The following is a 23,712-nucleotide window of genomic DNA, read 5'->3' as shown; positions in this document are numbered from 1 at the left end:
TCAAAAAACACCGTAAAATCAACCTTTTTCCCCTTCTTTTAGCTTAAAACGTTTTCAGTTTTGCATTCACTTTTTGTTAAACTTAATGCGACTAAGAATAACGATTATCACCCTAATATACTACTCAATTTAAACATAGGTAAATACATAGCAATTAGAATAAAACCAACAAACAATCCTACAAACATTATAATTACCGGCTCCATAACCGTCGACAAAACCTTAGAACGCTGCTGAACTCTAGAACTGTATTGACTATTCAATCGCTTGAACATAAATTCAGTTTGATTTGTCTCTTCGGACACTTTTACCAGAGCAATCATTTTATCATCAAATAGCTTGTACCCACTGAGGCTTTTGCTCAGTGCATCCCCTTTTAATAACTTTTGCTCTACATTTTCCAAAGCACTGATCAAGGGATAATAATCGATCATCTGTTTGACCAAATTGATACTGTTAACTACAGGGACTTTGGAAGCCGATAATAATGCGATCGCCTGGGTAAATTGCGACAAATAAACCGTCCTTACAAATTCACCCACAAATGGTATTTTAGAGATCAAAAGGTCTTTTCCTTTCTTATACCAGGTTTTATTGTTTAGCAATGGTCTTGATAGAAGCATTAGAAGTATAAAAACCAATAACAACCAGCCCTTACTTTTTATAAATGCCGAAATATTTACAACAAATAAGGTAATCGCTGGCAATTCTACATTTTGCTGCTTAAAAATATCCTCAAACATGGGCACAACAAATTGCAACATAAACACAACGACAAGTACTGCTGTAGTTAATATAATGCAAGGATAGGTAAGTGCATTGATCAATTGCTTGCGTTGTTCATTTTTTCGATTATAAAATGCGCCTAGTTGTTCCGTTATTTTTGCTATGGTGCCCGTTTCTTCACCGATTTTAACGGAATAGTATTCGTAATTGGAAAACTCCTTTTTTTCTTTTATGGATTCCGATAGACTTTTCCCCGTGGTGATATCATCAACAATGGCCTCTAAAATCGCTTTTGTCTTTGTGTTCTTTTGAGAATCCTTGATGAGGCCGATTGATGCTCTTAAGGTTATTCCTGCTTGCAGTAAAACACTCAATTCGGTATAAAAATCTTCCTTGATCTTGTTGGAAAAGGCTTTTTTTAAGACCAAGATTTCCTTTTCCAATAATGACGTGGACGTCTTTGCCTCTTTTGATAGGACCTGCTCACTTTTTATATGTTCTAATTGAAACGCCATTAGTCCATCAATCGTTTTGCATCATTTAACTTAAACACAAATAGATCAAGGTCTTTATGTTGCCTTGACATCGATAGTTTCATAGCATCAACTTTTCCCTGATATACTTGAACGCCATTGAAATAATAGCGCTGTTTATCTATTTTAAGATGAAAGCTGTCCTTGTCTCTTAGCACATAATTATCATGAAATTGATAAGACGTCGAATCCAATATAGTTTTAAACTTTAATACATTCTTTTTGTCATTGTAAAACAGCATATTGTAATTATTGATATCTATCCATAGTACTTCTTCCAAACGATTTAACTCTGTATTAAATTTCAAATTTTCCTGTATAGCCCACATGTGTTTTTGAACCAATGACAATACAGTAAAGGCCAAACCAATGACAACTGTAGAAATGATCATAACAATGACCATTTCATTTAAAGTAAAGGCCTTGACTTTGGTTTTCATCTTTTATAAAATATTTTCTCAATGGTTTTACCTGTAACCTCGTTGGTAGCTTTTAAGCCAATCTTTGAAGTGTTTTTCAAAGGCTCCATTGTTATCATCCAGTCTTCATAATCATCTTGGTAGGGCAAAGTGATCTTATCATTTATGTATAGATATTCAATGGCATTGATTTTGGATGTTATTGCTCTTCTGTTGTTTTTAATACTATTGGAAAACATATTGTTCAAAATAAGACTGGCAACCATAAAAATAACCATGACCAAAACTGTGGCTATCAAGGTTTCCATTAGGGTCGATGCGTTCATTTTTTTTAGTACAACCATTTCATTATAGCTTTTTTAGAATCCTCGAGATGTAGCCCCACAAAGGCATCTGGTAATTTACCATGGTCAATCCATGCATTATAAAGATGATTTTGATACACGGATCCCGCTTCCTTAATTATAAATTCATTGGTATACACGGATCCATAAACCGTACCTCTTAATTCTAAATTTTGTTCGCAATACACAACACCTTCAACAATAGCATTCGCACTAATTTTTATCTGGGCATCGTAGTTATTAGGAGCAGATTTTCCCAAAGCCATGATATGTCCCTCAATTTTAGAATGGTCCATGAGCGCAATACTTTTGGTAGCGCTGCCCTCTCCTTCTAGATAATCGTGAAGTAAAACCAAGGCGGAAGGATAACCCAAATCAACATACTCGTCTACATGGATACGTTCTGTAGCAAAAGCTTGAAACGTGCCTTGTACATTCGATTGAATTTCTATTATTGGTGCAACCAAGATCACATCCGTGAGTGTTGCACTTTTAGCTACGATGATTTTAGTTTGGGATTGTATGATGATATGGCCTGTAAGCGCTATGTCATCCAAATGCAAATCTGAATTGCTAAAGGCGATTTGCGGGGGATTCTTAAAGGAGTTACTGTACGATGTTGATGCTTCAAGACTAATAGGTTTAGCCATATCCAAAACTAGTCCATTGGTTTTTAGTGTATTTAAATGGCTTATTAAATCCGTATTAAGTTTAGGCAAACTTCCACTGCGTTTTATAGTGCCATTAACATAGGTGTCATTGAAATAAGAAGAGCCATTGATATTTCCAGATTTCACACCGCGTTTTGGTAAAAATGCATTACCATTTATGGTGGTATTTCCCACCAAGATCAAAGGTTTATTATTATCCGTAAGGTGTAATACATGACTATTTTGATTATGCCTTTCCCATCCTACCAATGCCGTTCTAACAAGCCTCTTATTTTTAATTTGGGCCTGAGACTGCACTATATCAAAACTTCCCCAGATACTTTTATATACGCTTAAGGACTTATAGGTTTCATCGTTTAGCCTAATGGCAATGGTATCATTTTGAGGTATCTCACTATACAACAGTGCTCCAATACCATTATTTACCAAAGCGACCGTTTCTATAGTATGGTAGGTCTTTATACGAAATTGCTTATGGACATGAATTAAGATGATAAACATCGACAACAACAATGCTATTACCATAGCAATAAATGTTACCAATTGTAATGTGCCTGCCCTGTACTTTTTCATTCCCCATTATTTAGAGCATAGGTTTTTGATTGGTTTTTGTAACGCATGGTAATGGCCTTTGTATTGCCGTACAATAAGGTCACGCTATCCTTGGCCTGTCCTTTTTTAAGTAGGTTTTGATTACCATTTATCGAAACTATGAACATTCTGTCTGAACCCTTTTTAACAATACCTTGATAACTAATTGTTTTCCATTGAATAGCTGGTCGTCTTTTAACCGTTTTTTTAGATTCTTTTTTTACTAATGTTCCTAAAAATGGATCTCTATTGACTTTGGCTATTGAAAAGGTATCCACTTTAGTGTTTATCTTAAAGTTGGTATTCACTACAAAGTCTTGTTGCTCAACTTCTGGCAACTCAGGATTTAAAGCCGTAATGATTTTATACGCGATAATTCCCCAAACAGCTAGGGTTAAGCCCAATAGCACATATGTTTTTTTCTTAGTCTTCAATGCTTAGGGATTGTGTGGTGTATTGGGTTTGGTACGCCGAATTAATGCCTTTGATACGCCATTGGTAAGTGCCAATGTCTAATGTCCTATTAAAATAAGTTGTAGTAATTATGGTATCTTCTACAATGAGCTCTGCCATATCAAAGTTAGGTTTGGCCACCTGCAATTGGTAAGATTCTGCAAATTCCAGAAGCTCCCAAGTAAAATTTACAGTTGTTGTGTCTAGAGCACTATTATTGGCAGGTGCTAGTATAATAACCACTTCATTAGAAATATCCTCTACCTCAATAAGTTGTTCGCAACTAAGAAGACAACACACAGAACTATATAAATACAGCTTTCTTATCATTATTAACGCATTAACATAGACATGAAAATTACGTTATACATGATTAAAGCCATTGAGCAAACTGCTTGGAAATACTAAGCAAATTGCTTAGTCTATCATCCATTAATATGACCTAGTAGAATTCACAGTTCTAAGCTATTAGAGGCTGTAAGCGCTTTAAAACTAAAAGCGCATACCGAAGTACACTCTTTTTAAAATTTAACATTACTCAATTAATATTCAATGGTTTAATTGCTATAAACTGGCCATCCACTAATTTGAGCGACTACCTCAATACCGTTCTAACTTTGGAACACTTTTATTGCAGTTTTAGATTTGGTACCTTCTTTACTACATTAACGCGATTACCAAAGCACTCTATATAGAGGTATATGATCAAATAAGAAATTACTTCTTTGGGTTAAACTCGATTGGAAAATAGGTTAAAGAGCTTACAGGTTTACCATCTATTTCACCAGCTATAAATTTTAAGTCACAATTATCTAAGATATCTATTGCCACTTTAAACAGTCCCAGACTATCATCTTCCAATGCATCAACATATTTTATATCTCCCGTATCAGTTACAACAAAACTTAAATAACTTGTTTTTGAGTCCTTAATTCCCTTTTTCTCTATAGCGTCTTGTATTTTACTTAAGTAACAATTAATCACATTTTGATTTGGCTGCTCTAGTTCAACTCTTTTATCTAAAGCTGTATAAGAGGCAACTACTTTCTTGTTTTCAGGAAGAGAAAATTCTTCATTATCTAATGTTCTTGGTGTAATTTTCACTGCTTCCTGTATTTCATAATACTCATCAAATTCCGTTATAGTTTTAATAGAAAGACATCCATCGACTTCTTTTAACTTTTCGTACCAGTTGCCAACCTTATGACCTTTAAATGAATCATAAGCAACCTTTATTTCATTGGAGTAATATACTTTAGACTTACCATAGTCCGAATCATATTCAACCATGAAACACGATTTGTCCAAAATAATCAATGTACTATCTAGATGTATTTTGGAGCCTTTATAATTAAAGTTTGCTCTTCTAGAATCACGATAAGTTATATACGGGTTTTCAACATAATTATCATACATGCGTTTAGAAACGTCATCGTAGGTATAAGAATACGTTTCTAAATTATCCTTATAATAGGTTGATTTGTATTTATTATTTGTAATAACATACTTAGCAATTGAACCTTTCTTAATATTCATTAATGAATCCAAATTGAAATTTTTATTTTTTGGTATTATCTTAATTTCATATTCAATTTCACCGCTAAAATTTTGAGCAATTGAATTAGTAGCAATTAGGATTGAAAGAATTAAAAATTTAAACTTCATTATTCGTATGTTTTATCTTAATAAATGTTCGAAATTAATAATAAAAAGAGCATACCCGAGTACACTCTTTTTTAAATTTCATATTATTTGTTCAATTAATATTCAATCGCTTAATTGTTATAAACTAGTCAGCTCTTCAGCTCTTCGAAGTTTGTAACTTCGAAAATAAGACTAGCTATTAACTGGTCATCCACTTATTTGACTGACTTCCCACTATTCCATTCAGCAAAAGACTCTTTTTCTAAATATCGTAAAATCATAGCAAATCTCTTTAAATCATAATTTATTGATTCTTCACTTCTTGATGTCAATCGACTAAGTTCTTCCCAGTCAAAAGTCAATTGACCTATAGTCATTTCAGGCTCTTTCTTAACATCAAAAATATATTCACTTTCAATATTCCAATAATAATCTTCATTTAAATTTATATTCTTTGGAAAATTTAAATCAATTTCGTCATAAAGTCTGCTCATAACTTTCAATAACTCTTTCTTTTCTATTTTCATCAATTATTCTGTTCTTAATTTCTATTGTAATGCTTCTAAGTACTCTTTCATAGCTTCCGAAATTCTTTCTCAGCTCTTTGAAGTTTGTAACTTCGAAAATAAAACTACCAAACAATGCTTTTCCAAAATGCTGTATCGTTACGCACATTGATTACTGGATTATTTACTAGTGAAACGTTCAATAGTCCATCTCCCAACACACAGTTGCTTGCACTAGAATACTTGTAATAAGAAGCTTTATCTACCAAGCCAGATCTAACAGGATTTAGATGAATATAATTCAATTTAGACCACATAAATTTTTCACTATAAATTTCTTCTGGATGACTGCCGTATTTCCAAAATTGATACGTTTTATTTCTGTTATGAGTTTCTGCGGCTTTGGCAAAATGTTCTATTAACCACTCCTTTCTACTTTCGCGACTTTCTTTTATGTGTTTAATAATGGCTTTTACGGTAAACTTTTTAAAATCCCTTATGATATCAGATAGGTTATTGTTTTGGCTTTGAATTATTAAATGAATATGATTGCTCATTATGACATAGCCAAAAATTACCAGCCCCTTTTCTTTAGCACAAAACTTTAAATTTTTTATTATGATATCCTTGTAAATTTGCCTTGTAAATACATCTACCCACTCTACTACCGTAAATGTTAAGTAATGAGGTTTACTTTGATCTCGTATCTTGTAGCCACCTGCTTCCATATTTTAAATATAAAAAAACTTCATTCAAAACGCTATGCGAAGTTTCAAACTTCGCATTTTAATATATACGTAAAACAAAGTTATATGTATTTAACAGTGTAGACTTCTTAAAGCTATTGTTCTATGTAATGCTGCAAAGTCACAGACTTCGCAGAGCTGGATTTAATAGTTCATATTTGGCTATCCACTAATTTGAGAGACTATCGTGACATTACAAGCTATTACTCACTTCTTTAATTTTAGAATTCGCCACTTCTCGTAAGCTATCTCTTTCAGAAACTTTGCCTACTGTGAAATATATATATTGAATTTTAGAGAACTTTTTTGTTCCGTCTTTTTTTATACTTTCCTATGGTAATACGAATAATTGCCATCATATAAATCTAAAACATATCGGAGGCTGATGTCAGGATGTTCTATCGATGGTAAAAATGGTAATTCGCCTACAATTCTATTTTTATCATTTTTTATATAAAATTTATGGTCTAATTCTCCTTTCGTTTTTTTGAATTGAGTGAATAATACACCGTCTGAGGGAATCTCATATTTTCTTCGATTACCTTTAAAGCTTTCTTCTTTACCGTTATCCTGATTGAAAACAACTATTACGACTCCATTAAAATTTTCGCTAATTATAAAATCTTCTTGAGCGCTATTTTGTTCACAACCAAATAAGGTCATCAAAAAGAATACTATAGAAAAATTAGTTTTCATAAATTAATTATTTTTAGTTCCAGTTGTAGCGTCCTGAGGGTTCTGTGATTGAAATCTTTTATTCCAGTCTTGGATTGTATAATTAGTACCATTATACCGAACTCCAGTAGCGCGACTACCAAACAAAGTTATATGTATTTAACAGCGTAGACTTCTTAAAGTTATTGTGCTATGTAATACTGCAAAGTCACAGACTTCACATATCTGGACTTCGCAGAGCTGTTTTTGAATCATTTTGCCTAATTATTAATATCTTGTAATCAATGCAGTTGTGAGGTACACACAAACCCATATCAAATCTTGAATATCTGGTATAATATTTGATATCGAATAAAAAAATAACCGAGAAGAGAATGGCTACTGATTTAAATAAAAGAAAATTGATTAATTATAGAGGCATTATAAGCTTTGAATTACCTGAAGATTGGATTGAAGAATATGACGATAATAATGGTGGTGCATTTTATGAAGACTTACCAAACTCTGGTACACTTAGAGTGAGACTTATTTCTATTAAAGTTCCGCAAAGCTCTAATAATATATATGCTACTGATGTATTAAATGATTTCTCTAGTAATAAAGAATCAAAGGCTATATTATTAACTAATAAAAACGCCTATAATATGTTTTATGAACAAGTTAAAGAGAATGAAATAGACATTACTGTATATTATTGGTCTTTAGTGCAATCAATTCAATACAATAAAACTAGATTAGCCAATTTTTCTTATACAATACTAACTGAAGAATTGGATAAAAAACACATAAAGCTAGAGATAGATTTTTTAACAAGTCAAATAGAAAACGCCATATTTGAACCTCTCTATACTGATATATCATAATCTTTGGACATACGCGCATCTTCAGTCAAACGAGTTCCTTTATTTGCCATATCTAAGGCATCATTACCAATATAAAACTCATCAACTTTCATATGATTTGTTTTTATAAATTTATTTAGCTGTTTGAAAAAATTGCTACTAGACTGTGTATTATAATTAGTGCTTATTGCACTTGCTATAATTGCGTCTTCTGATATATTGTAGCCCCCAAGACTAATGACTAAACTATTTATGTTTTCTAATTGGTCAATAGCGTATTTAATACCGCCTTTTCTTTGAGGGACTCTCCTAATTTGTAACTTTTCGTTTTGATTTAAAATCAAATATCTTTCATTAAAATTCCAATCTTTATGATTTACAAATCCTAAATCTGATTTATCCAACAAAGAATTTTTGGTGTCGGGTAATTCATCTAATAAACCGGCTCTAATATATTTTATTTTAAAAGAGGACTCGATAAAATTAAATAATTTTATCAAGTCCTTTTTTGTTTCTAAAAAGAATACTTTCTTACTCATTATTGACTTTTTGGGATTGTCAATAAGTGGTCATTGGGTTTTTGTGCCCTTATTCTTGCTGCGTTTGCAGCTTCCCTTGTTGTCATAGTTCCATTTGCTCGTGTATCGACTGTATTGACCCTTAACGTTCTCCCATTTCTAGTAGCTGTAATATCTGGATACGAACCGCCTCTTCTACCTCCACCGATAGGTTTTAAATATTCTTCCGCCATTCTGCCACCTCCTCCTGTAATTTCGTAACCTCTTGATTCTAGCTCACTCGCAATCGTAGCATTTTGTCTTCTAGTAGCTTCATTTCCTAATCTACCCCCTGTTTTCTTGGTAGCGGTTCGAGCTGAATTACGACTAGCAGAGACAACCCTATTACCAGCATTTGACACTTTAGTTTCAAGAGTAGCAATCTGACCTTCCATTGATAAAACTGGTCCTAAAAACATTAATGATTCACCAGCAGCCTCTTTTACAAAATCCCCATCATAATTGACGGTGACTTCCATCATGCCTTCAGGTAGGACCTCTGACATTCCATCTAGAGCAACTAAGGCTAATTTATCAGGAAGAACAGCTCCAGCTACTGTCGCTAATTTCTCAGAAGTACTGGCATTTGATGGCTTAAAGTCATTTTTTCCAAAAAAATAATTCCAAGTAGATTTTGCACCATCAATAAATCTCTCTCCCATAGACCTAGTATCAGGCGTTGGGCTAGCTGCAGACGGACCATCCCCACAATCTCCGTCAGGGCAACCACCACCAGCTTGAGGCATATTTCCATCTGGGTCAATAAAGAAAACGGGATTATCAAATGCATAATTGTAAGTACTATGTCTAGTCATTAATTCAGCCAAAGGGTCAATCTGCAACCATCTACCGATTGCTGGGTCATAATGTCTAGCCTGAAAATCATAAACACTGTAGCCTAATTCATCATTAAATTCTTTCCCGTTATACTTAAACTTACTCGCCACACTATTGACATTCGCACTCACGTTGGAGTTATACCCTTTATGTTTTAAGCCAAAGGGATAGTAGTTATTTTCTTCGATAATATCTAAAAGCCCTGTGTTTTGGTCTTTAGTATATGTCAGCCTTATATTCCCAAGGTGATCCTTATATTGATAGACATATTTGTGAGTCGCACCTTTTACAAATTGTCCAGGCGGCTCTACATAGCCTTCAGGATGAGAGAACATCTTCATGGCCCCATTCTCGTAGATAAAGTTACCTGCATATTCTGTAGTCGTACCTGTACTCACAATTTTTTTAAGCTTTACACCTGTGGCATCATAAATATACTGAATATTTCCTCCCGATAGGTTCACTTGTGTTGGTAAATTTAAATGGTTATAGGTAATATTCGATGAAATACCCTTATTGTAATCCCTTAACATGTTTCCATTACTGTCGTAGGTATACTCAGTAGTTATATTGGAACCATCCTTAAAGCCATAATTGTCATTGCCATTGTCCAATACTTTTTTTAGTCTATTACTTTTGGTCTCATAGGTATAGACCAATTTATCCATGTCACCAAATGCGGTAGCTGAGCTGTTTGTATGACCGCGCCTTGTAAGATCGGTTATATTGCCGTTCTTGTCATAATCGACAACAGCTAAACTATAGTTGTTATTACTTGCCGTACCGCTCGTAATCCTGTTAAGGGCATCATATCCATATCTGTACCACCTAAGGTTATTGTCACTCTGCGTCTTCCATGCGGTTTCGGCAATATTACCATTGTATAGTTCCGTACCACCATAGTCCTTAGTGTTGTAGTTGATCTTAAACGCGAAGAGGTCACTGCCAAGCGATGCCATATTGTTGATCTCCTTGAGCCATCCCCTGACATTATAGTCGTAGTCTACATTCTGTAATCTATTTGCATTCTGTTTTCCGCCAACGTTCTTGCGCTCAAGTTGCCCAAGGTCATCATAGTGGTTTGTTGCTATGACCTCGTCCAATGCCGCATTATTTATCTGCTGCCTATGATCCGTTAACCTATTGGCATCGTCGTAGAAGTACTTATCGTAAATCGTAACGTTTGTTACAGGAATAGTAAGCTTACTATGCGTAGTCATGGTTTCCGTAGCCCTACCATCAAAGGTGAGCTGGCTCTTTACCTTGTCCGTGGTATCCAAATAATTATTTTTGGAGTACACATAGATAGGCCTAGACTTGTCATCGTAATAGGTCACTGAGGTGATCCAGTCATTGGTACCCAATACTCTTACCTTGCTCCCCGTAGCGAGTCCCTTGACATTGGTTATTGGTGTAACGCCGTAGGCCGTCTCCGTATTTCCACCGTCCTTATCAAAGACATAACTATCGTAATAGTTGATTGTATATATCTTGTCCAATCCAAAATTCGGATAGACACTACTATCATTATGATAATACACCAGTGTTCCGCCTACAAGCCATGTATGATTGCTTTGTTTTGTGACCCATTGTGTACTTGTAGTATTAGCTCCATGTTGTAATGTGTTTCTATTGCTTCCACTAACCATTACTCCCGTATAGGCCACCCTACCAAAAATATCGTACTTGGTGAACAACCACCTGTTCTGCGCATCGAGATTGGCGTCTTGGGTCATGATGGGCTGATCCAATTTATTATAGATGATGTACTCCCATCCCTTTCCCGGTATCTTTTTTTCCACCAAACGATTACGGTCATCATATTTGTACTGATAGCACAATTCACTAAGCTCGGTAGCATCTGGTTTATTGGCATGTGGTTCTGCTTTTGGAGGCAGGACATAGGTAAGATTCCCATGATCGTCATAGACATAATAGGTGTCATGGGCACCATTGTTATAGGTGCGCTTTAAGACCACTTGCCCTTGCTTGTTCTTGAATTCCTCAGTGGTATTATTCTTTGTGCTCGTACCATTATGGTTCTCATCTGTAGTCACCGTTTTATAAAGTTCATTAGGGCCATAGTAGCTAGCTATTTGCAATACTGGCGCATAGGTCACCACACTGTTGGACACTTGCTTTGAAAGGGTCACATAATAGTATCTGACCTCATTGGTTTCATTGGTCTGATAATCCATCTCGATCACGTGACCATTGCCCAGCTTCCAGTCCTTGCCTGGTGCTCCTTGTTCCATCAACCTATTGAGCGGTGAATTTTCAAATTCCTTTTCTGAATAAGGATTAATATCCGCCGTGGTCATTCCAGAAAAGTCATCATTATACTTAGCGGCATCATAATGACTATTGGTGGCATTGAGGGCATTGGTCCGGTAAGAAGCGATATAATTGGGGTCGCTATAGGGCAGATATTCTTTTGACTGTCTTCCAAACCCATCATAATCTATGTGTGTGATGATATCTTCCGAGTTGCCACCTGCCCTGATGCCTACTTGTTGCATGGGCCTGCCCAAACCATCAAAATAAGTCACCGATTCGATCTTCTCCGCATTGGAAAGGGTTGTGACATCGCCGGTCGCTATTCTTGGTGTAATGTTATAAATATAGTTCTCGTTGCTCAATCCAGCGGTTTGAGGCGGGCTAACTGTTACTGCCAAGGTCCCTAGTACCCCATTTCTATTCGAAAAGCTAACACTTCCACTGCCAACCGCTCCCCATTGTATGACCGCGGTAAAGGTACTACCTGAATTGCCTGAAGTAATGACGGCACCGTTAGTAACCTGCCAAAGATCCTCAAGCCACCAAGTACCATCATTATACACATATGTATGAGTGGAGTTGGGCTCAACGTTGGTTGGGCCCGTTAAATTTTGGGCTGAAGCTATTGTTCCAAATGCCATGCAAAAAAGCACTACCAAGCACATTTTGCTTTTAAAGGATATTTTTAAATTTTTCATATGTTCTGGTATCAAAGTTGGTCGAGGTTATCTATTTGGAATATCATTTCATCAGTGGATGAATTGTTGGCGTAATAGGTAAGGGTTATCGTAATGCCCTCAGAGGTGCCGATGACGTTCATAGTTGCACTAATACCTTCCTGGTCAAGTTCATAATCAATGCTTCCTGTACCATTCTGAATGTTCCAGGAACCCGTCACCGAGATAAGATTAAAAGTTGTGCTTTGGGTCGTGCCTGGGTTTTGTTGTTCCCAAACAATAGCTGTTCCCTGCTTGGTGATATTCGATGATATTTCAACATCCGTGCCATTGACATTGAGCAAGAAGCTCTCTGCTACCCAGTCCATGGATGTGTTTTGTGAAAAGCCCTGTTGCGACATCGTTAAGAAACCGATGCACAAGAGCATGAGTCTATATGTTATTATAAGTTTCATATGTTCTAATTGTTTGGTTTGTAATTTATTGTTTGTAGTGATAGGCATTCTCGCTCATGACTTTTCCATCTTCATCCTTCACCCTTAACAATCGACCTGAGCTGTCGTACTCATAATAAACGGTATAGCCTTTTGGGTCCGTCATGCTTGTAACCCCTATTAAAGGATCATAGGTATAGGTGCTCACCATGGCATTTGGTAAACTGTTTCTTAAATTATCAAGCACCTCTCTTAAATCGCCTTCTTCTCCAATATATGTTTTTGACCCGTTAGAATTTACAATATCAATAGTTCTGTCATCATCTGAATTAGAATGAATTTGAATGTTGGACACATAACTAGAAATCTGAGAATACGTTGCATTCTCTATCTTGGCGACTGGCAAGGTCTTATCATAGCCATAGATATAACAGATATCCATGCCATCCGTCCTACTAAGTTCTAATGGATTACCAAAAGCGTCATAATCATAAAATTCTATGCGATTCTTTAAGGTTTCGGTATCTTTTGCAGTTTGTATGGTTTTGGGTTCTATGATACCGTTGCCCCAATCCTCATAAATCGTTTTTTGTTCGCTAATATTCTCCCATGAACCATTGATCTTTTTCTGGCTCGATGTAACCAATGGATCGGCAACACGATTGGCAATAGACAGATCAAATGAATGAGGCTCGGAAAGATCCTGGGGATATGTGAATTCTGTTCTGATCTCATCCCCTAAAGACGTATGTGTCGTTTCAAATACGTGCTTGATATGCTTGTAATCATTACTACTATCGTCGTCATAGTCATACATGACCTTTTGCTCAACGACGTTATTATCAAAATAAGTCTTGGTCGTTGATTCCAGCAGTTTGACCCAAGTACTTGGAATAAAGTAATAATTCCAATTAAAGGAGAATGTTTGCATGCCTCCTTGTAAATACTTTGATTTTTGACTTATAACCACACCACTACTAACTGCATTAGAGGGCACACCACCCAACTGACTATTATAGGAATCCGCATTAAAATGATCATCAAAGCTGTAGACATTTATGGTCTCGGATAATTTTTCGTTATTTGAACTGACAGCTTGGCTATTCAATAATAGACCACCTGTATAACTATAATCCACCAGAGGAGGTTTTGGTAATGCATTAGGTTGTGGTTGACCTTGGAAAGAAGGCAGGGAAAACTGTTGTAAGGTATGATGGTTTTCTAAGGGATCATCTGGATTTACGAATTCTTCTTTTACATATTCGTAGACGACCGATTTTCCTTTAAAGGTGCTGGTGTTGACCTCATAGTTGTTTGAATAATTCTTGTATGTACAATAAGTCCCATTATTTCCTCCTGGGCTTTCAGTGATTAAGTATTTTGGGAAATCCCTAAATACACCACTGGAAAACTGTGGTTCACTGGGACGCACATATGAGAAATCTCGTTTTAGGGCAATCGAATTATCGGAATCTCTAAGGGTAATACTGCTAGTTCTTAAATTCCCCGCTTTTTTGTTGGCCAAATAAATATCATTGTTTTGATACCAACTGATCTTTGCCCATATCTCTCCTTGAATTGGGTTACCCATCCTAACAAAATTTAAATAATACGTTTTATTTTGAGATAAAGGGTCCAAATCAACTGCCATATTATGATATAATGTTTGAACTTCCGCTCCATTCTGATCAGTTAACTCAATACTATAATATGGAGGATTTGGTAAGTTGGGGCTAGAGGTATTATTATATTGCCAATAAAACTCTAATTTATAATCAAATCCATCCCAATAATTTGATGGCATATTTAAGGCAAAAGATTGATTAAAAACAGTTGATGGGGTTACGGGAATATAAAGAGAGTCCTTGTAGAACTGGTTTTCGATGGCGTCAAGTTTATAATCATCGAGCTCATACTCAAATTCCTGGGAACCCCCTGTAGGTAGATGAACTGTTTTTAAAGAAGCTATTTGTGCATAATTTATATCTGGGGATTTATCTGCCCCTTCTTCCACTCGTAAATCGCCATTTATATCGTTATAAGTATATTGATGAATATATTCTTTGTTGTTTTTACTATTATATTTTCCCCAAAAATCTGTATCCTTTGATAGTCGATATGGTAACTCTTGGCCCAGGTAGTCATAATAATCAAATGAATAGGTTTTTCCTGAAAGTGTCTCCTCCAGACTGTCTAATCGTAAACGTTTAACAAGGCCATCATATAAAGGATCCGTAGGAGGTATATATATATCCGTTGCAGGTGGTCCAGAGCTAACCCAATACGATGTGTTTATAATATAATCCCTTATAGTCTTTATTGCTCCTCCGATCGAACTATTAACGGTTATATTATTTAGTTTTTTACCTCCAATATCTTGGCGTTCCTGCGTAGCATAATTAAAATTGATTTCCGCATTGTCATACGTGATCTGCGACAATAGTTTTTCATCCATGTTATAGACAATTCTTGAGACATTATCCACAATAGCCGTACAATCACCACTTGGAAGACCTTCCAATACTTGGCGGCTCTCGTTATGGCCTGAGATATAGCTATGGGTCGAGTTGATATATGCAAAATCCACAATCTTTCCAGAAGGGAATATTATTTGGTCCAAACGGTAAGATGGTATTTTGGTTCCCGACATGGAACCTTCAGAACCCGTTACTGAGAGATTTTCGTGCTGGAAACCAAATAAATACTTTATCCCTTGGTTATCGATCAACGTTGTACCATCAATGATCTTTATATCATCCTTGGGAATGGTCTGGCCAACACCATCATTATCCATGATGAACTTGCCTGAGTTATTTAACAAACGATAAGAGTAATAATCAGGCTGCAATTCTGAAATCGTGGTTTGGAATGTTGCCCTGCCCACTCTGGCCATATTGGCGGCATCAAGATAGTCTGCTTGTCCATGTTGTGGATGAAAGTTCGTTACATCAATATCCAACTGTGTTGTCGCTTGGTCATCCTCTCCAACTACTTCTCTAGACAATGAAATTCCACCGACACTAAGACTCCAGCCCAACCCCACGGAACTGGCAACCTCATTGACCTTAATACCCATACCATGGTAGTTTATGGTTATTGGAATGGAATAACCATCGACTTGAATGGTGTATAGTGGTACGGAATAACCTGCCACTCCGGTATAGCTTCCAGGCGGGATATCCACGAATTTGTCCATGACCATGGCCTCTGGAGCTTTGGGGGCATAGTCCTCTAATTCTTGAGCCAACAAGTATAATGGCATCAAAGAAAACATCAAAATGAGTAAAGGTGATAATCGATTTTTCATTGAAAAGCGGTTTAAACGGTTAACATTTTATCGACCTTATATACAGGTTGGAACAAGTTGTAGGAATTTTATGTATTTCAGCTAAATTCCATGATCAACTTTTGATAATTGTGTATGTGTGTCGAAATTAGATCATAAAGTTATGCGGGCTTCTTAAGACGGCATTGAGCATTCTGCTTAGAAATATTGAGCAGAATGCTCAATGCTAGAAACCATGTGGAGCCTACTTTAGTAATCGAATATTTTGGTCATTATCCCCTAAGAACTTGAATGGAGATTTACTATGGTAAAAAAAATCAACGTCCTTATAGTAGAGGACGAACCTTTGATCATTGGTGTCCTGTCAAATGCACTAAAAAAGATAGGGCAATTGAATCCTTTGATTGAGTTTAAGGTTACATCTGTCACGAATGCTGATGATGCTTGTTTTGAAGTTAAAAAGGCCGTCAATAGTGTCCCTATTGATTTTGTCCTTTTGGACATTAATATTCCGCATTCCAGTGATAGCACCATACTCTCAGGTGAAGATCTAGGGATCATGATCAGGGATTTCTTTCCTTGTGTCAAGATCATGGTCTTGACCAACCATTATGATAATTATCGTTTGAGTAATATCTTAAAATCCCTAAATCCAGAGGGCTTCATCATAAAAACGGATATTGATTTTGACCCCTTGGTGTCCGCAATAGAATGCGTATTGGATGATTCACCATTTTATAGCAAAAAGGTACTTCAACTAATGCGAAAGCAAATCGTTAATGATTTTACGCTTGACACCATAGACAGGCAAATGCTATATCATATCTCAAAGGGTGCGAAGACAAAGGACCTCATTAACATTGTGTGCTTATCAAAAAGTGCCATTGAATTCAGAAAACGCAATTTGAAGGCGCTCTTTGGTATAGATAGCGGTAATGACAGAAAACTTATTCTAAAAGCCGAACAACATGGATTCATATAAAAATAATTATTCCAGATTAAAAATAGAGAGGCTCAAAGTAAGTGCATTCAATCTACAAGAGGTGCTCATCGTTCTTCTGATTATCGGCGTGTTTATGCTCATTGCCCTACCTAATCTTATGCCACTCGTCGTTAAGGCAAAGAGTGTTGAGGCCCAGATACAACTAAAGTACATCTATAACAACCAGACCTCACATCGCTATCTATACTCCAAATACACGACCGACCTTTATGAACTGGATTTTGAGCCACCCAAAACCGTTAAGGATAATGGCACAAGTAATTATATCTATGAAGTCCTTAGCGCCGATAATACAAATTTCACAGCACGAGCTACGGCCATAACCGATTTTGATGGTGACGGAATTTTTAATGTATGGGAAATCAACGAAAACGGGACACCAAAACAAATCATTAAAGACTAATGCCAATCTTAAAAATCATATTGATATGCACTTTAGCATTGATCTTTTATCAAGACCTCAAGGAGCGGCAAGTGTATTGGTTTTTATTTCCATTATTTGCCGCGTGCAGTGCCGTTCTATTTTACACTAGTACCATACCTGAACTATTTTATGTTTCGGTTGGTATGAATATTATATGCATTTCCATACTCCTATTGATCGTGTTCTTATATTCAAGGCTAAAACTTAAGACCACATTTTATAAGACCATTGGACTTGGCGATGTACTGTTATTCGTTGGTCTAGTCTTCTCTTTTTCTACCATTTCATTTTTGGTAATTTTTGTGTTCTCGCTATTATTTGCCCTTGTCTCTCACCTTTTAGTTAAACAGTACTCTAAATTCCACACCGTACCATTGGCGGGATACATAAGCCTATTTTACGGTATTGCCTACATCTCCTATTGGACAGGATTGACACCTTCCTTATACGCATTCTGATCATGATAAAGGAAGACTTCAAAATACCAGTACATTTAACCCAGCTCATTAGCAGTGAACAGGCTTATCAGTACGGTGTTATTCCTGTGGATGTCCATGGTGATTGTTATACGTTTAAATGCCATGATAAGTCTAATGGTCTGCAACAGGAATTGGAAATCGTATTAGGAAAGCAAATCATACTTTTAGATGATTCCAAGGAAAATATAAAACAATATCTAGCCTCCAATTTTAGAAAACGAGAACAAGGCTATTCTAAAGCTTTTAGTTATTCTTCTGATTTTTTGGAAAAACTCTTGGCTACCGCCAAACACATTGGCAGTAGCGATATTCACTTTGAAATTTACGAGCAACGATGTCGTGTGCGCTTGAGACTGGATGGCAAACTCAAGGAATATTTTATTGTTGAGCAGGATCAATACCCTATTATAATCAATAAGTTGAAAATAAAGGCTGGATTGGATATTTCAGAAAAGCGTTTACCACAAGATGGTCGAATTTCCATAAAGACAGATATTGAGGAATTTGATATAAGGGTATCATCCTTACCAACTTTGCACGGCGAAAAAGTTGTACTCCGTATTTTAAGTAAGGATGCCGACCATATAGAACTGGGCGATCTAGGCTTTACCGATCATGAACTAAGCTCTTATTTGGAGACCATTAAAAAACCCAATGGTATTGTTCTTATTTCTGGACCAACAGGTTCTGGAAAGACCACGACGCTCTATGCTACACTAAAGCTTCTAAATGATGAAAAGACCAATATACTGACCATAGAGGATCCTATTGAATATACTTTGGAAGGGATAAACCAAGTGCAGCTTAAGGAAAATATAGGACTGGATTTTTCCAGAACATTGCGCACCTTTTTAAGGCAAGATCCAGATGTAATTATGGTTGGCGAAATTAGGGACGCAAAAACAGCTAATATGGCCATTAGAGCTGCTTTGACAGGCCATTTGGTCTTCTCAACAATACACACCAATTCGGCATGGGCAACAGTATCACGATTGATAGACATGGGTATTCCAGCGTTTTTGATTGCTAGCACCTTGAACGTTAGTGTCGCCCAAAGATTGGTGCGCAAACTATGCCCTAGTTGCAAGTTGGAAAAAGAAATCCAGATCTCAGATTTTCCAGAACAATTTAAAATCCCAAAAGGTCTTAGATCACATTTTGTGGCCTTGGGTTGCAGCGATTGTTATTTCACAGGATATCAAGGCAGAAAAGCCATTTACGAAATCATTCCAATAACAAAGTCCTTGATCGAGCTCATTAAGGACAATCGATTGGAAATTGACGATTATCTAAATGAAAAAGGTATTGCAACCCTTAAAACAAATGGAATAAAGCTACTGAAAAAGGGCGTGACGTCTATTGAAGAGGTCTACCCGCTATTGATAGAATAAGGACAGTGACCAATTATTAATGGAGGGCAAAAATTAAACAGATGAAACTACTTTTAAGATTGGTATTTGGTTTATGCATTGTAAGTGTTTGTTATTCGCAAGATGACCAAAGGCTAATCCATATTGACCAGCAGTTAAAGCAACTATCGGTTGATAATATTGGTTTAACTGAAAATCTTGATGCAAGCATTTCACTGAACGATGTCACCTTACCAAATTTTCTCTTGGCCGTCTCAAGTGTTCACGACGTGAACATCAATGTCTCGCCAGAACTTAATTCCATTAATATCAAGAACAATTTTTCTAGTGTTACGGTTTCCGATATGTTGTTGTTCTTATGCAAGGAATATAGCCTTACTATTGAGTTTACAAAAAATATTCTTTCTGTAAAACCCTATGTCAAACAAACTATAGAAGATATATATCCCTTAAAAATTGATTTCGATCCTATCGATGAAACCATATCCTTGGATGTAAGAAACAACAAGCTATACGAGGTATTTAAGGAAATCATGGATAAAAGTGCAAAAAATCTATTATATGCTCCTGATATGGAACATATGGAGATTACGGCCTACATCAAGCCTACAGATTTTGACACTGCCATGGATAAGATGGCATTGACAAATAACCTGATATTGACCAAGACCAAGGATAATTTTTATGTCTTTGATAAGATATTGAGCAATGATCAAAACAATAACAGCCTTAGCAACCGTATGAGTCCAAACTTAAGTTTTAAGGTAAAAGACTCCATACTTCAACGTCTTGAAGTTGATTTCAAAAATGCGCCCGTGAGTGATATCGTGGAGAGCATTGGAGCAGCCTTGGGAATAAATATCTTTATGGCATCACCCTTGGATGCTGCAGGTAACGCCACCTTAAATGCAAAATCTATAAGCTTCGATACCTTACTCGTCAAACTGTTTGAACAACAGGCTGTAAACTTTCAAAATGATAGCAAAGGCAGTGCACAGAACAGGAACAACGCATCGTTACCATCGGACAGGTTTACATTTAAAAAAGAAGATGATATCTACTTTTTTGGAACAGAAAAACAGTTAAGTGTTAGAAAGGTAGAGATTATAAGGCTGAAACATCGTTCCGTGAATATGATGGCAGATCCACAAAACATGACGCAAGGCAATGATATACGAGGAAACTACCAGGTTGCAGAACAAGGGTTTAGAAACCAACTGAATAATGGATTTAACAATAACAACCTAAATACTGCCAATACAAGGCCCCAAAACAGAAACTATACCACCAACTCAAATACGTTTACTGACAATCAAAATGCCAAGAGTATTCTAGACTTAATTCCTGAAGAGGTCACGGAAGGCCTTGATTGCAAGATCGATGTAGAGCTCAACAGCATATATGTTACCGGAACAGGTGCCAAGATTGAATACTTCAAAACGTTCATCAAAAATATAGACAAGGCCATTCCAGTAATTCTTATTGAAGTAATGATAGTGGAAGCACAAGTCTCCAATACCATTGAGGCTGGCGTCAGTTGGGGAATAGGCAATGAGCCTACAACCACGCAAGGCAATCTATACCCAACTGCCGATATTAATGTTGGTGCTGAGACCATCAATCGCATCATAAGTGGATTTAGTAGCACATCCGTTTTCAATTTTGGAAGGGTTGTTCCCAACTTTTTTGCTACAGTAAAGGCCATGGAAACCAATGGCGATCTAAAGATTAAATCAACACCCAAGCTTGCAACGCTAAATGGGCATAGGGCCTCGTTCTCAAACGGACAGACTTCCTATTATGCCGTAGTACAACGCAACATCATAGGCACAGACAACCCACAGACCTCTGAGATAAGAAACTATTTTCCTATTGATGCTAAATTGGGATTGGATATCAAACCTTATGTTACTGGAGATAAACAAGTATTATTGGATATTAATGTCATACAATCCAGTTTTGGTCAACGTATAGCAGAAGATGCACCGCCAGACATTAGCTCTCGTAACTTCTCCTCAGTTGTTAGGATGAAAGACCAAGATATTGCAGTGCTCGGAGGTCTTGAAGAAAACTATTCCAATAATTCTGGCTCTGGTGTACCATTTCTAGCAAGGATTCCATTGATTAAATGGCTATTTAGTAAGCGCGTGAGGGAGGGCAGAAAATCCAAGCTCACCGTCTTTATAAAACCAACCGTTATTTATTAATGTTCGAGAAGCTAATAACATATTTGAAATTTGGAAATCAATACCATGGTCTTGAACAGGTACAAATAAATGGTACATATTGTTTTTATGGAATTTCACTGAAAAAGAAAAAAAAACATCTCGATGTTGCATCAAGTTTTAAGGTTGAGGACATAGATGACTTAAAGGTTCATATCCCTAAAGACAAGCCTGTAAGTTTAGTGATAAATACCAATGCCGTCTTGACTAAACATGTTCAAGGTAAGGCTAATGAAAGTCTGAAGTTGGTTCAATTAGCCTTTCCCAATATAAAAATTGAGGATTTCTATTTCGAAACCATAAGTAACGGTGGACATCACTTGGTGTCGCTTTGCAGAAAGTCTTATGTTGATGATCTTTTAAATATATATGCCGCAAAAGGCATTACCATTATCGATTTTACCTTAGGGAATCTGGTCTGTGCAACACTTGCATCTTTTGTAGATCTTAAAGAGATTCAGACATCCAATGCAAGTATCACTATAGAAGATAAAAGCATTAGTAAAATTATATCCAAGGAGGAACTAGTAGAATCTAGTTATAATATTAATGGTCTTGTGATAAAAAACAACCAATTGTTAAGCTTCGCTTCCGCCTTGGGCTTGGTCTTGAAAAATCAAACCATCCAAGCTAGTTTTAGTGATGTTACGAACAAACTGGAAACGACGTTCAACCAAAAACGATTTACCAATCAGTTTCTTAAGATAGGGCTAGGTGTTTTGTTCGCCGTCTTACTTTTTAACTTTCTCTTTTTCAATCATTATTATAACGAAGTTGGTACCTTAAAGGAAACGGCCCAAGTTTTGGAGACTTCAAAGACTAATATGATCAGTCTCAAAGAAAAAGTCTACAAAACCGAAAAAATGGTGAGTGACATTTTAAAGGCCAATAGTTCTAAAAGTTCATTTTATGTCAATGCAATTATTGAACATTTACCAAACCATATTTTACTTAACGAGCTTAACTACCAACCTTTGATAAAAAAGATAAAAGCTGATAAGGTTATTGAAATGCAAAAGGATAACATTCTCATTTCGGGACAGACCAATAAAGGGATACTATTTTCCCAATGGATATATGAGCTCGAAGCCAAACCTTGGATAAGCTCGGTCAACATTTTAGGTTTTGAAGATATCAATAGGGAAACTTCAAATTTTACCATTAAACTCAATTTACATGGCGCAGAAAACTAAAAACATATTGCTCATTCTGGGATTTATTCTAATTATCATTTTAGCTTACAAATATGCTATCGCCAATACACTTCAGCTAAAAAACGATTACAAAACCTTGCAACAAGAGGCATTGGTTTTTGATAAAATGCCTTTGCAATTGTCTTCAATGAAGCAAAAGGAAAAATATTATGATTCCCTATTAACCAAATACAAGCTTGGTGAGAGTTCCATGCAAAATAGTATGTTAAACACCATAAACAGCTTTGCAGATGACAACCAATTAAAAGTTGTTGACTTTATAGAACCGCATAGCATTAAGCAGAATGACTTAACCATCAACACTTATCAATTTACTTTGGAGGGCAATTATAATGCTATACTTTCCCTTGTTTACCAATTGGAACAACATACCAAGTTTGGTGAGGTCATTAACCTCAATTTCAAGAAACAGAAGAATCATAAAACAGGGAAGCATTATTTACAGGCTAACGTTTTATTGAGGAGTTTTGGGTAGAGCTATGATTCTATTTAGTAGGATATCATATGAAAATTGATTCTCGGACTCTCTATGGTAACCTATTCATATATAGTTTGCACAAAGAGGCTCCCACTGCTTCGCAATTACACCTTTTATTTTGTCCAAAATACGACGTAAACCTCATTTTCTCGCAAAATAAAAGCTCCTTGATTTCTCAAGGAGCTTCTTTGTAGCGGGAACTGGACTCGAACCAGTGACCTTCGGGTTATGAGCCCGACGAGCTACCTACTGCTCTATCCCGCGATATTGGATTGCAAATATACAACGCTTTTTAATTTTA

The 23,712-nt window shown here is 36.2% G+C and carries 22 protein-coding genes and 1 tRNA gene; 8 read left to right on the top strand and 15 right to left on the bottom strand.

The window, feature by feature from the left end; genetic code table 11:
• Window positions 1-107 precede the first annotated feature (107 nt).
• From H7F21_RS05995 to H7F21_RS05950, 10 genes are all read right to left on the bottom strand, one after another.
• Complete coding sequence (locus H7F21_RS05995; protein ID WP_185788297.1) at window positions 108-1,241, bottom strand: type II secretion system F family protein; 1,134 nt, start codon at window positions 1,239-1,241, stop codon at window positions 108-110.
• On the bottom strand, window positions 1,241-1,699 hold the full coding sequence (locus H7F21_RS05990; RefSeq protein WP_185788296.1) for a PulJ/GspJ family protein: 459 nt from the start codon (window positions 1,697-1,699) through the stop codon (window positions 1,241-1,243). Before H7F21_RS05990 ends, H7F21_RS05995 begins: the two co-directional genes overlap by 1 nt.
• Entirely contained in the window at window positions 1,696-2,004 is a 309-nt protein-coding gene (locus H7F21_RS05985) for a hypothetical protein (protein WP_246431419.1), read from the bottom strand. Before H7F21_RS05985 ends, H7F21_RS05990 begins: the two co-directional genes overlap by 4 nt.
• A gap of 5 nt (window positions 2,005-2,009) precedes the next feature.
• Complete coding sequence (locus tag H7F21_RS05980) at window positions 2,010-3,266, bottom strand: hypothetical protein (RefSeq protein ID WP_185788294.1); 1,257 nt, start codon at window positions 3,264-3,266, stop codon at window positions 2,010-2,012.
• Window positions 3,263-3,718: a hypothetical protein gene (locus H7F21_RS05975; RefSeq protein ID WP_185788293.1), complete on the bottom strand. Its 456-nt coding sequence runs from the start codon at window positions 3,716-3,718 to the stop codon at window positions 3,263-3,265. Before H7F21_RS05975 ends, H7F21_RS05980 begins: the two co-directional genes overlap by 4 nt.
• Window positions 3,708-4,067, bottom strand: a complete 360-nt coding sequence (locus H7F21_RS05970; RefSeq protein ID WP_185788292.1) for a hypothetical protein — start codon at window positions 4,065-4,067, stop codon at window positions 3,708-3,710. Before H7F21_RS05970 ends, H7F21_RS05975 begins: the two co-directional genes overlap by 11 nt.
• Window positions 4,068-4,454: 387 nt before the next feature.
• Window positions 4,455-5,402: an energy transducer TonB gene (locus H7F21_RS05965; RefSeq protein WP_185788291.1), complete on the bottom strand. Its 948-nt coding sequence runs from the start codon at window positions 5,400-5,402 to the stop codon at window positions 4,455-4,457.
• A 194-nt stretch (window positions 5,403-5,596) separates the two neighbouring features.
• A complete protein-coding gene (locus H7F21_RS05960) occupies window positions 5,597-5,908 on the bottom strand; it encodes a hypothetical protein (protein WP_185788290.1) in 312 nt (103 codons plus the stop codon).
• A 104-nt stretch (window positions 5,909-6,012) separates the two neighbouring features.
• Entirely contained in the window at window positions 6,013-6,615 is a 603-nt protein-coding gene (locus H7F21_RS05955) for an REP-associated tyrosine transposase (RefSeq protein WP_185788289.1), read from the bottom strand.
• A gap of 339 nt (window positions 6,616-6,954) precedes the next feature.
• On the bottom strand, window positions 6,955-7,329 hold the full coding sequence (locus H7F21_RS05950; protein ID WP_185788288.1) for a DUF6843 domain-containing protein: 375 nt from the start codon (window positions 7,327-7,329) through the stop codon (window positions 6,955-6,957).
• A 353-nt stretch (window positions 7,330-7,682) separates the two neighbouring features.
• On the opposite strand from H7F21_RS05950, the gene H7F21_RS05945 reads away from it, so the two are divergent.
• Window positions 7,683-8,171, top strand: coding sequence for a hypothetical protein (locus H7F21_RS05945; RefSeq protein ID WP_185788287.1), 489 nt, complete (start codon window positions 7,683-7,685; stop codon window positions 8,169-8,171).
• Here H7F21_RS05945 and H7F21_RS05940 read toward each other — a convergent pair.
• From H7F21_RS05940 to H7F21_RS05925, 4 genes are read right to left on the bottom strand one after another with little or no spacing between them, the layout of a single operon-like run.
• Window positions 8,153-8,689 carry a hypothetical protein gene (locus H7F21_RS05940; RefSeq protein WP_185788286.1) on the bottom strand — a complete coding sequence of 179 codons (537 nt, stop codon included), beginning with the start codon at window positions 8,687-8,689 and terminating at the stop codon, window positions 8,153-8,155. The two genes, H7F21_RS05945 and H7F21_RS05940, sit on opposite strands and share 19 nt — an antisense overlap.
• On the bottom strand, window positions 8,689-12,519 hold the full coding sequence (locus tag H7F21_RS05935; protein ID WP_185788285.1) for a DUF6443 domain-containing protein: 3,831 nt from the start codon (window positions 12,517-12,519) through the stop codon (window positions 8,689-8,691). The genes H7F21_RS05940 and H7F21_RS05935 overlap by 1 nt, the downstream gene beginning before the upstream one ends.
• A gap of 11 nt (window positions 12,520-12,530) precedes the next feature.
• Window positions 12,531-12,953: a hypothetical protein gene (locus H7F21_RS05930; RefSeq protein ID WP_185788284.1), complete on the bottom strand. Its 423-nt coding sequence runs from the start codon at window positions 12,951-12,953 to the stop codon at window positions 12,531-12,533.
• 25 nt (window positions 12,954-12,978) lie between these two features.
• On the bottom strand, window positions 12,979-16,239 hold the full coding sequence (locus H7F21_RS05925) for an RHS repeat domain-containing protein (RefSeq protein ID WP_185788283.1): 3,261 nt from the start codon (window positions 16,237-16,239) through the stop codon (window positions 12,979-12,981).
• Window positions 16,240-16,522: 283 nt separating this feature from the next.
• Between H7F21_RS05925 and H7F21_RS05920 the strand changes: the two genes are divergently transcribed.
• From H7F21_RS05920 to pilO, 7 genes are read left to right on the top strand one after another with little or no spacing between them, the layout of a single operon-like run.
• On the top strand, window positions 16,523-17,200 hold the full coding sequence (locus H7F21_RS05920; RefSeq protein ID WP_185788282.1) for a response regulator: 678 nt from the start codon (window positions 16,523-16,525) through the stop codon (window positions 17,198-17,200).
• A complete protein-coding gene (locus H7F21_RS05915) occupies window positions 17,187-17,624 on the top strand; it encodes a type IV pilin protein (RefSeq protein WP_185788281.1) in 438 nt (145 codons plus the stop codon). The genes H7F21_RS05920 and H7F21_RS05915 overlap by 14 nt, the downstream gene beginning before the upstream one ends.
• Window positions 17,624-18,103, top strand: coding sequence for a hypothetical protein (locus H7F21_RS05910; RefSeq protein WP_185788280.1), 480 nt, complete (start codon window positions 17,624-17,626; stop codon window positions 18,101-18,103). The genes H7F21_RS05915 and H7F21_RS05910 overlap by 1 nt, the downstream gene beginning before the upstream one ends.
• A 2-nt stretch (window positions 18,104-18,105) precedes the next feature.
• Window positions 18,106-19,515 (top strand): GspE/PulE family protein, encoded by a 1,410-nt coding sequence (locus tag H7F21_RS05905; RefSeq protein WP_185788279.1) that lies wholly within the window; start codon window positions 18,106-18,108, stop codon window positions 19,513-19,515.
• 41 nt (window positions 19,516-19,556) lie between these two features.
• Window positions 19,557-21,701 carry a type II secretion system protein GspD gene (locus tag H7F21_RS05900; protein ID WP_185788278.1) on the top strand — a complete coding sequence of 715 codons (2,145 nt, stop codon included), beginning with the start codon at window positions 19,557-19,559 and terminating at the stop codon, window positions 21,699-21,701.
• On the top strand, window positions 21,701-22,912 hold the full coding sequence (locus H7F21_RS05895) for a hypothetical protein (RefSeq protein WP_185788277.1): 1,212 nt from the start codon (window positions 21,701-21,703) through the stop codon (window positions 22,910-22,912). Before H7F21_RS05900 ends, H7F21_RS05895 begins: the two co-directional genes overlap by 1 nt.
• On the top strand, window positions 22,896-23,408 hold the full coding sequence (gene pilO / locus H7F21_RS05890; RefSeq protein ID WP_185788276.1) for a type 4a pilus biogenesis protein PilO: 513 nt from the start codon (window positions 22,896-22,898) through the stop codon (window positions 23,406-23,408). Before H7F21_RS05895 ends, pilO begins: the two co-directional genes overlap by 17 nt.
• Before the next feature lie 194 nt (window positions 23,409-23,602).
• Here the strand turns inward: pilO and H7F21_RS05885 are convergent.
• Window positions 23,603-23,675, bottom strand: a tRNA-Met gene (locus tag H7F21_RS05885).
• Between the last annotated feature and the right edge of the window lie 37 nt (window positions 23,676-23,712).

The organism is Winogradskyella flava (genome assembly GCF_014243395.1).
In the GTDB taxonomy this organism is placed as follows: Bacteria; Bacteroidota; Bacteroidia; order Flavobacteriales; family Flavobacteriaceae; genus Winogradskyella; species Winogradskyella flava.
Note: the sequence above shows the minus strand (reverse complement) of the source record. Positions and strands in the feature narration are given on the sequence as shown.

Excerpts from the sequence above, each read along its gene's own strand:
- H7F21_RS05995 (WP_185788297.1), bottom strand. The coding sequence starts at position 1,241 with ATGGCGTTTCAATTAGAACATATAAAAAGTGAGCAGGTCCTATCAAAA.
- H7F21_RS05990 (WP_185788296.1), bottom strand. The coding sequence starts at position 1,699 with ATGAAAACCAAAGTCAAGGCCTTTACTTTAAATGAAATGGTCATTGTT.
- H7F21_RS05985 (WP_246431419.1), bottom strand. The coding sequence starts at position 2,004 with ATGAACGCATCGACCCTAATGGAAACCTTGATAGCCACAGTTTTGGTC.
- H7F21_RS05980 (WP_185788294.1), bottom strand. The coding sequence starts at position 3,266 with ATGAAAAAGTACAGGGCAGGCACATTACAATTGGTAACATTTATTGCT.
- H7F21_RS05970 (WP_185788292.1), bottom strand. The coding sequence starts at position 4,067 with ATGATAAGAAAGCTGTATTTATATAGTTCTGTGTGTTGTCTTCTTAGT.
- H7F21_RS05965 (WP_185788291.1), bottom strand. The coding sequence starts at position 5,402 with ATGAAGTTTAAATTTTTAATTCTTTCAATCCTAATTGCTACTAATTCA.
- H7F21_RS05960 (WP_185788290.1), bottom strand. The coding sequence starts at position 5,908 with ATGAAAATAGAAAAGAAAGAGTTATTGAAAGTTATGAGCAGACTTTAT.
- H7F21_RS05955 (WP_185788289.1), bottom strand. The coding sequence starts at position 6,615 with ATGGAAGCAGGTGGCTACAAGATACGAGATCAAAGTAAACCTCATTAC.
- H7F21_RS05950 (WP_185788288.1), bottom strand. The coding sequence starts at position 7,329 with ATGAAAACTAATTTTTCTATAGTATTCTTTTTGATGACCTTATTTGGT.
- H7F21_RS05945 (WP_185788287.1), top strand. The coding sequence starts at position 7,683 with ATGGCTACTGATTTAAATAAAAGAAAATTGATTAATTATAGAGGCATT.
- H7F21_RS05940 (WP_185788286.1), bottom strand. The coding sequence starts at position 8,689 with ATGAGTAAGAAAGTATTCTTTTTAGAAACAAAAAAGGACTTGATAAAA.
- H7F21_RS05935 (WP_185788285.1), bottom strand. The coding sequence starts at position 12,519 with ATGAAAAATTTAAAAATATCCTTTAAAAGCAAAATGTGCTTGGTAGTG.
- H7F21_RS05930 (WP_185788284.1), bottom strand. The coding sequence starts at position 12,953 with ATGAAACTTATAATAACATATAGACTCATGCTCTTGTGCATCGGTTTC.
- H7F21_RS05925 (WP_185788283.1), bottom strand. The coding sequence starts at position 16,239 with ATGAAAAATCGATTATCACCTTTACTCATTTTGATGTTTTCTTTGATG.
- H7F21_RS05920 (WP_185788282.1), top strand. The coding sequence starts at position 16,523 with ATGGTAAAAAAAATCAACGTCCTTATAGTAGAGGACGAACCTTTGATC.
- H7F21_RS05915 (WP_185788281.1), top strand. The coding sequence starts at position 17,187 with ATGGATTCATATAAAAATAATTATTCCAGATTAAAAATAGAGAGGCTC.
- H7F21_RS05910 (WP_185788280.1), top strand. The coding sequence starts at position 17,624 with ATGCCAATCTTAAAAATCATATTGATATGCACTTTAGCATTGATCTTT.
- H7F21_RS05905 (WP_185788279.1), top strand. The coding sequence starts at position 18,106 with ATGATAAAGGAAGACTTCAAAATACCAGTACATTTAACCCAGCTCATT.
- H7F21_RS05900 (WP_185788278.1), top strand. The coding sequence starts at position 19,557 with ATGAAACTACTTTTAAGATTGGTATTTGGTTTATGCATTGTAAGTGTT.
- H7F21_RS05895 (WP_185788277.1), top strand. The coding sequence starts at position 21,701 with ATGTTCGAGAAGCTAATAACATATTTGAAATTTGGAAATCAATACCAT.
- pilO (WP_185788276.1), top strand. The coding sequence starts at position 22,896 with ATGGCGCAGAAAACTAAAAACATATTGCTCATTCTGGGATTTATTCTA.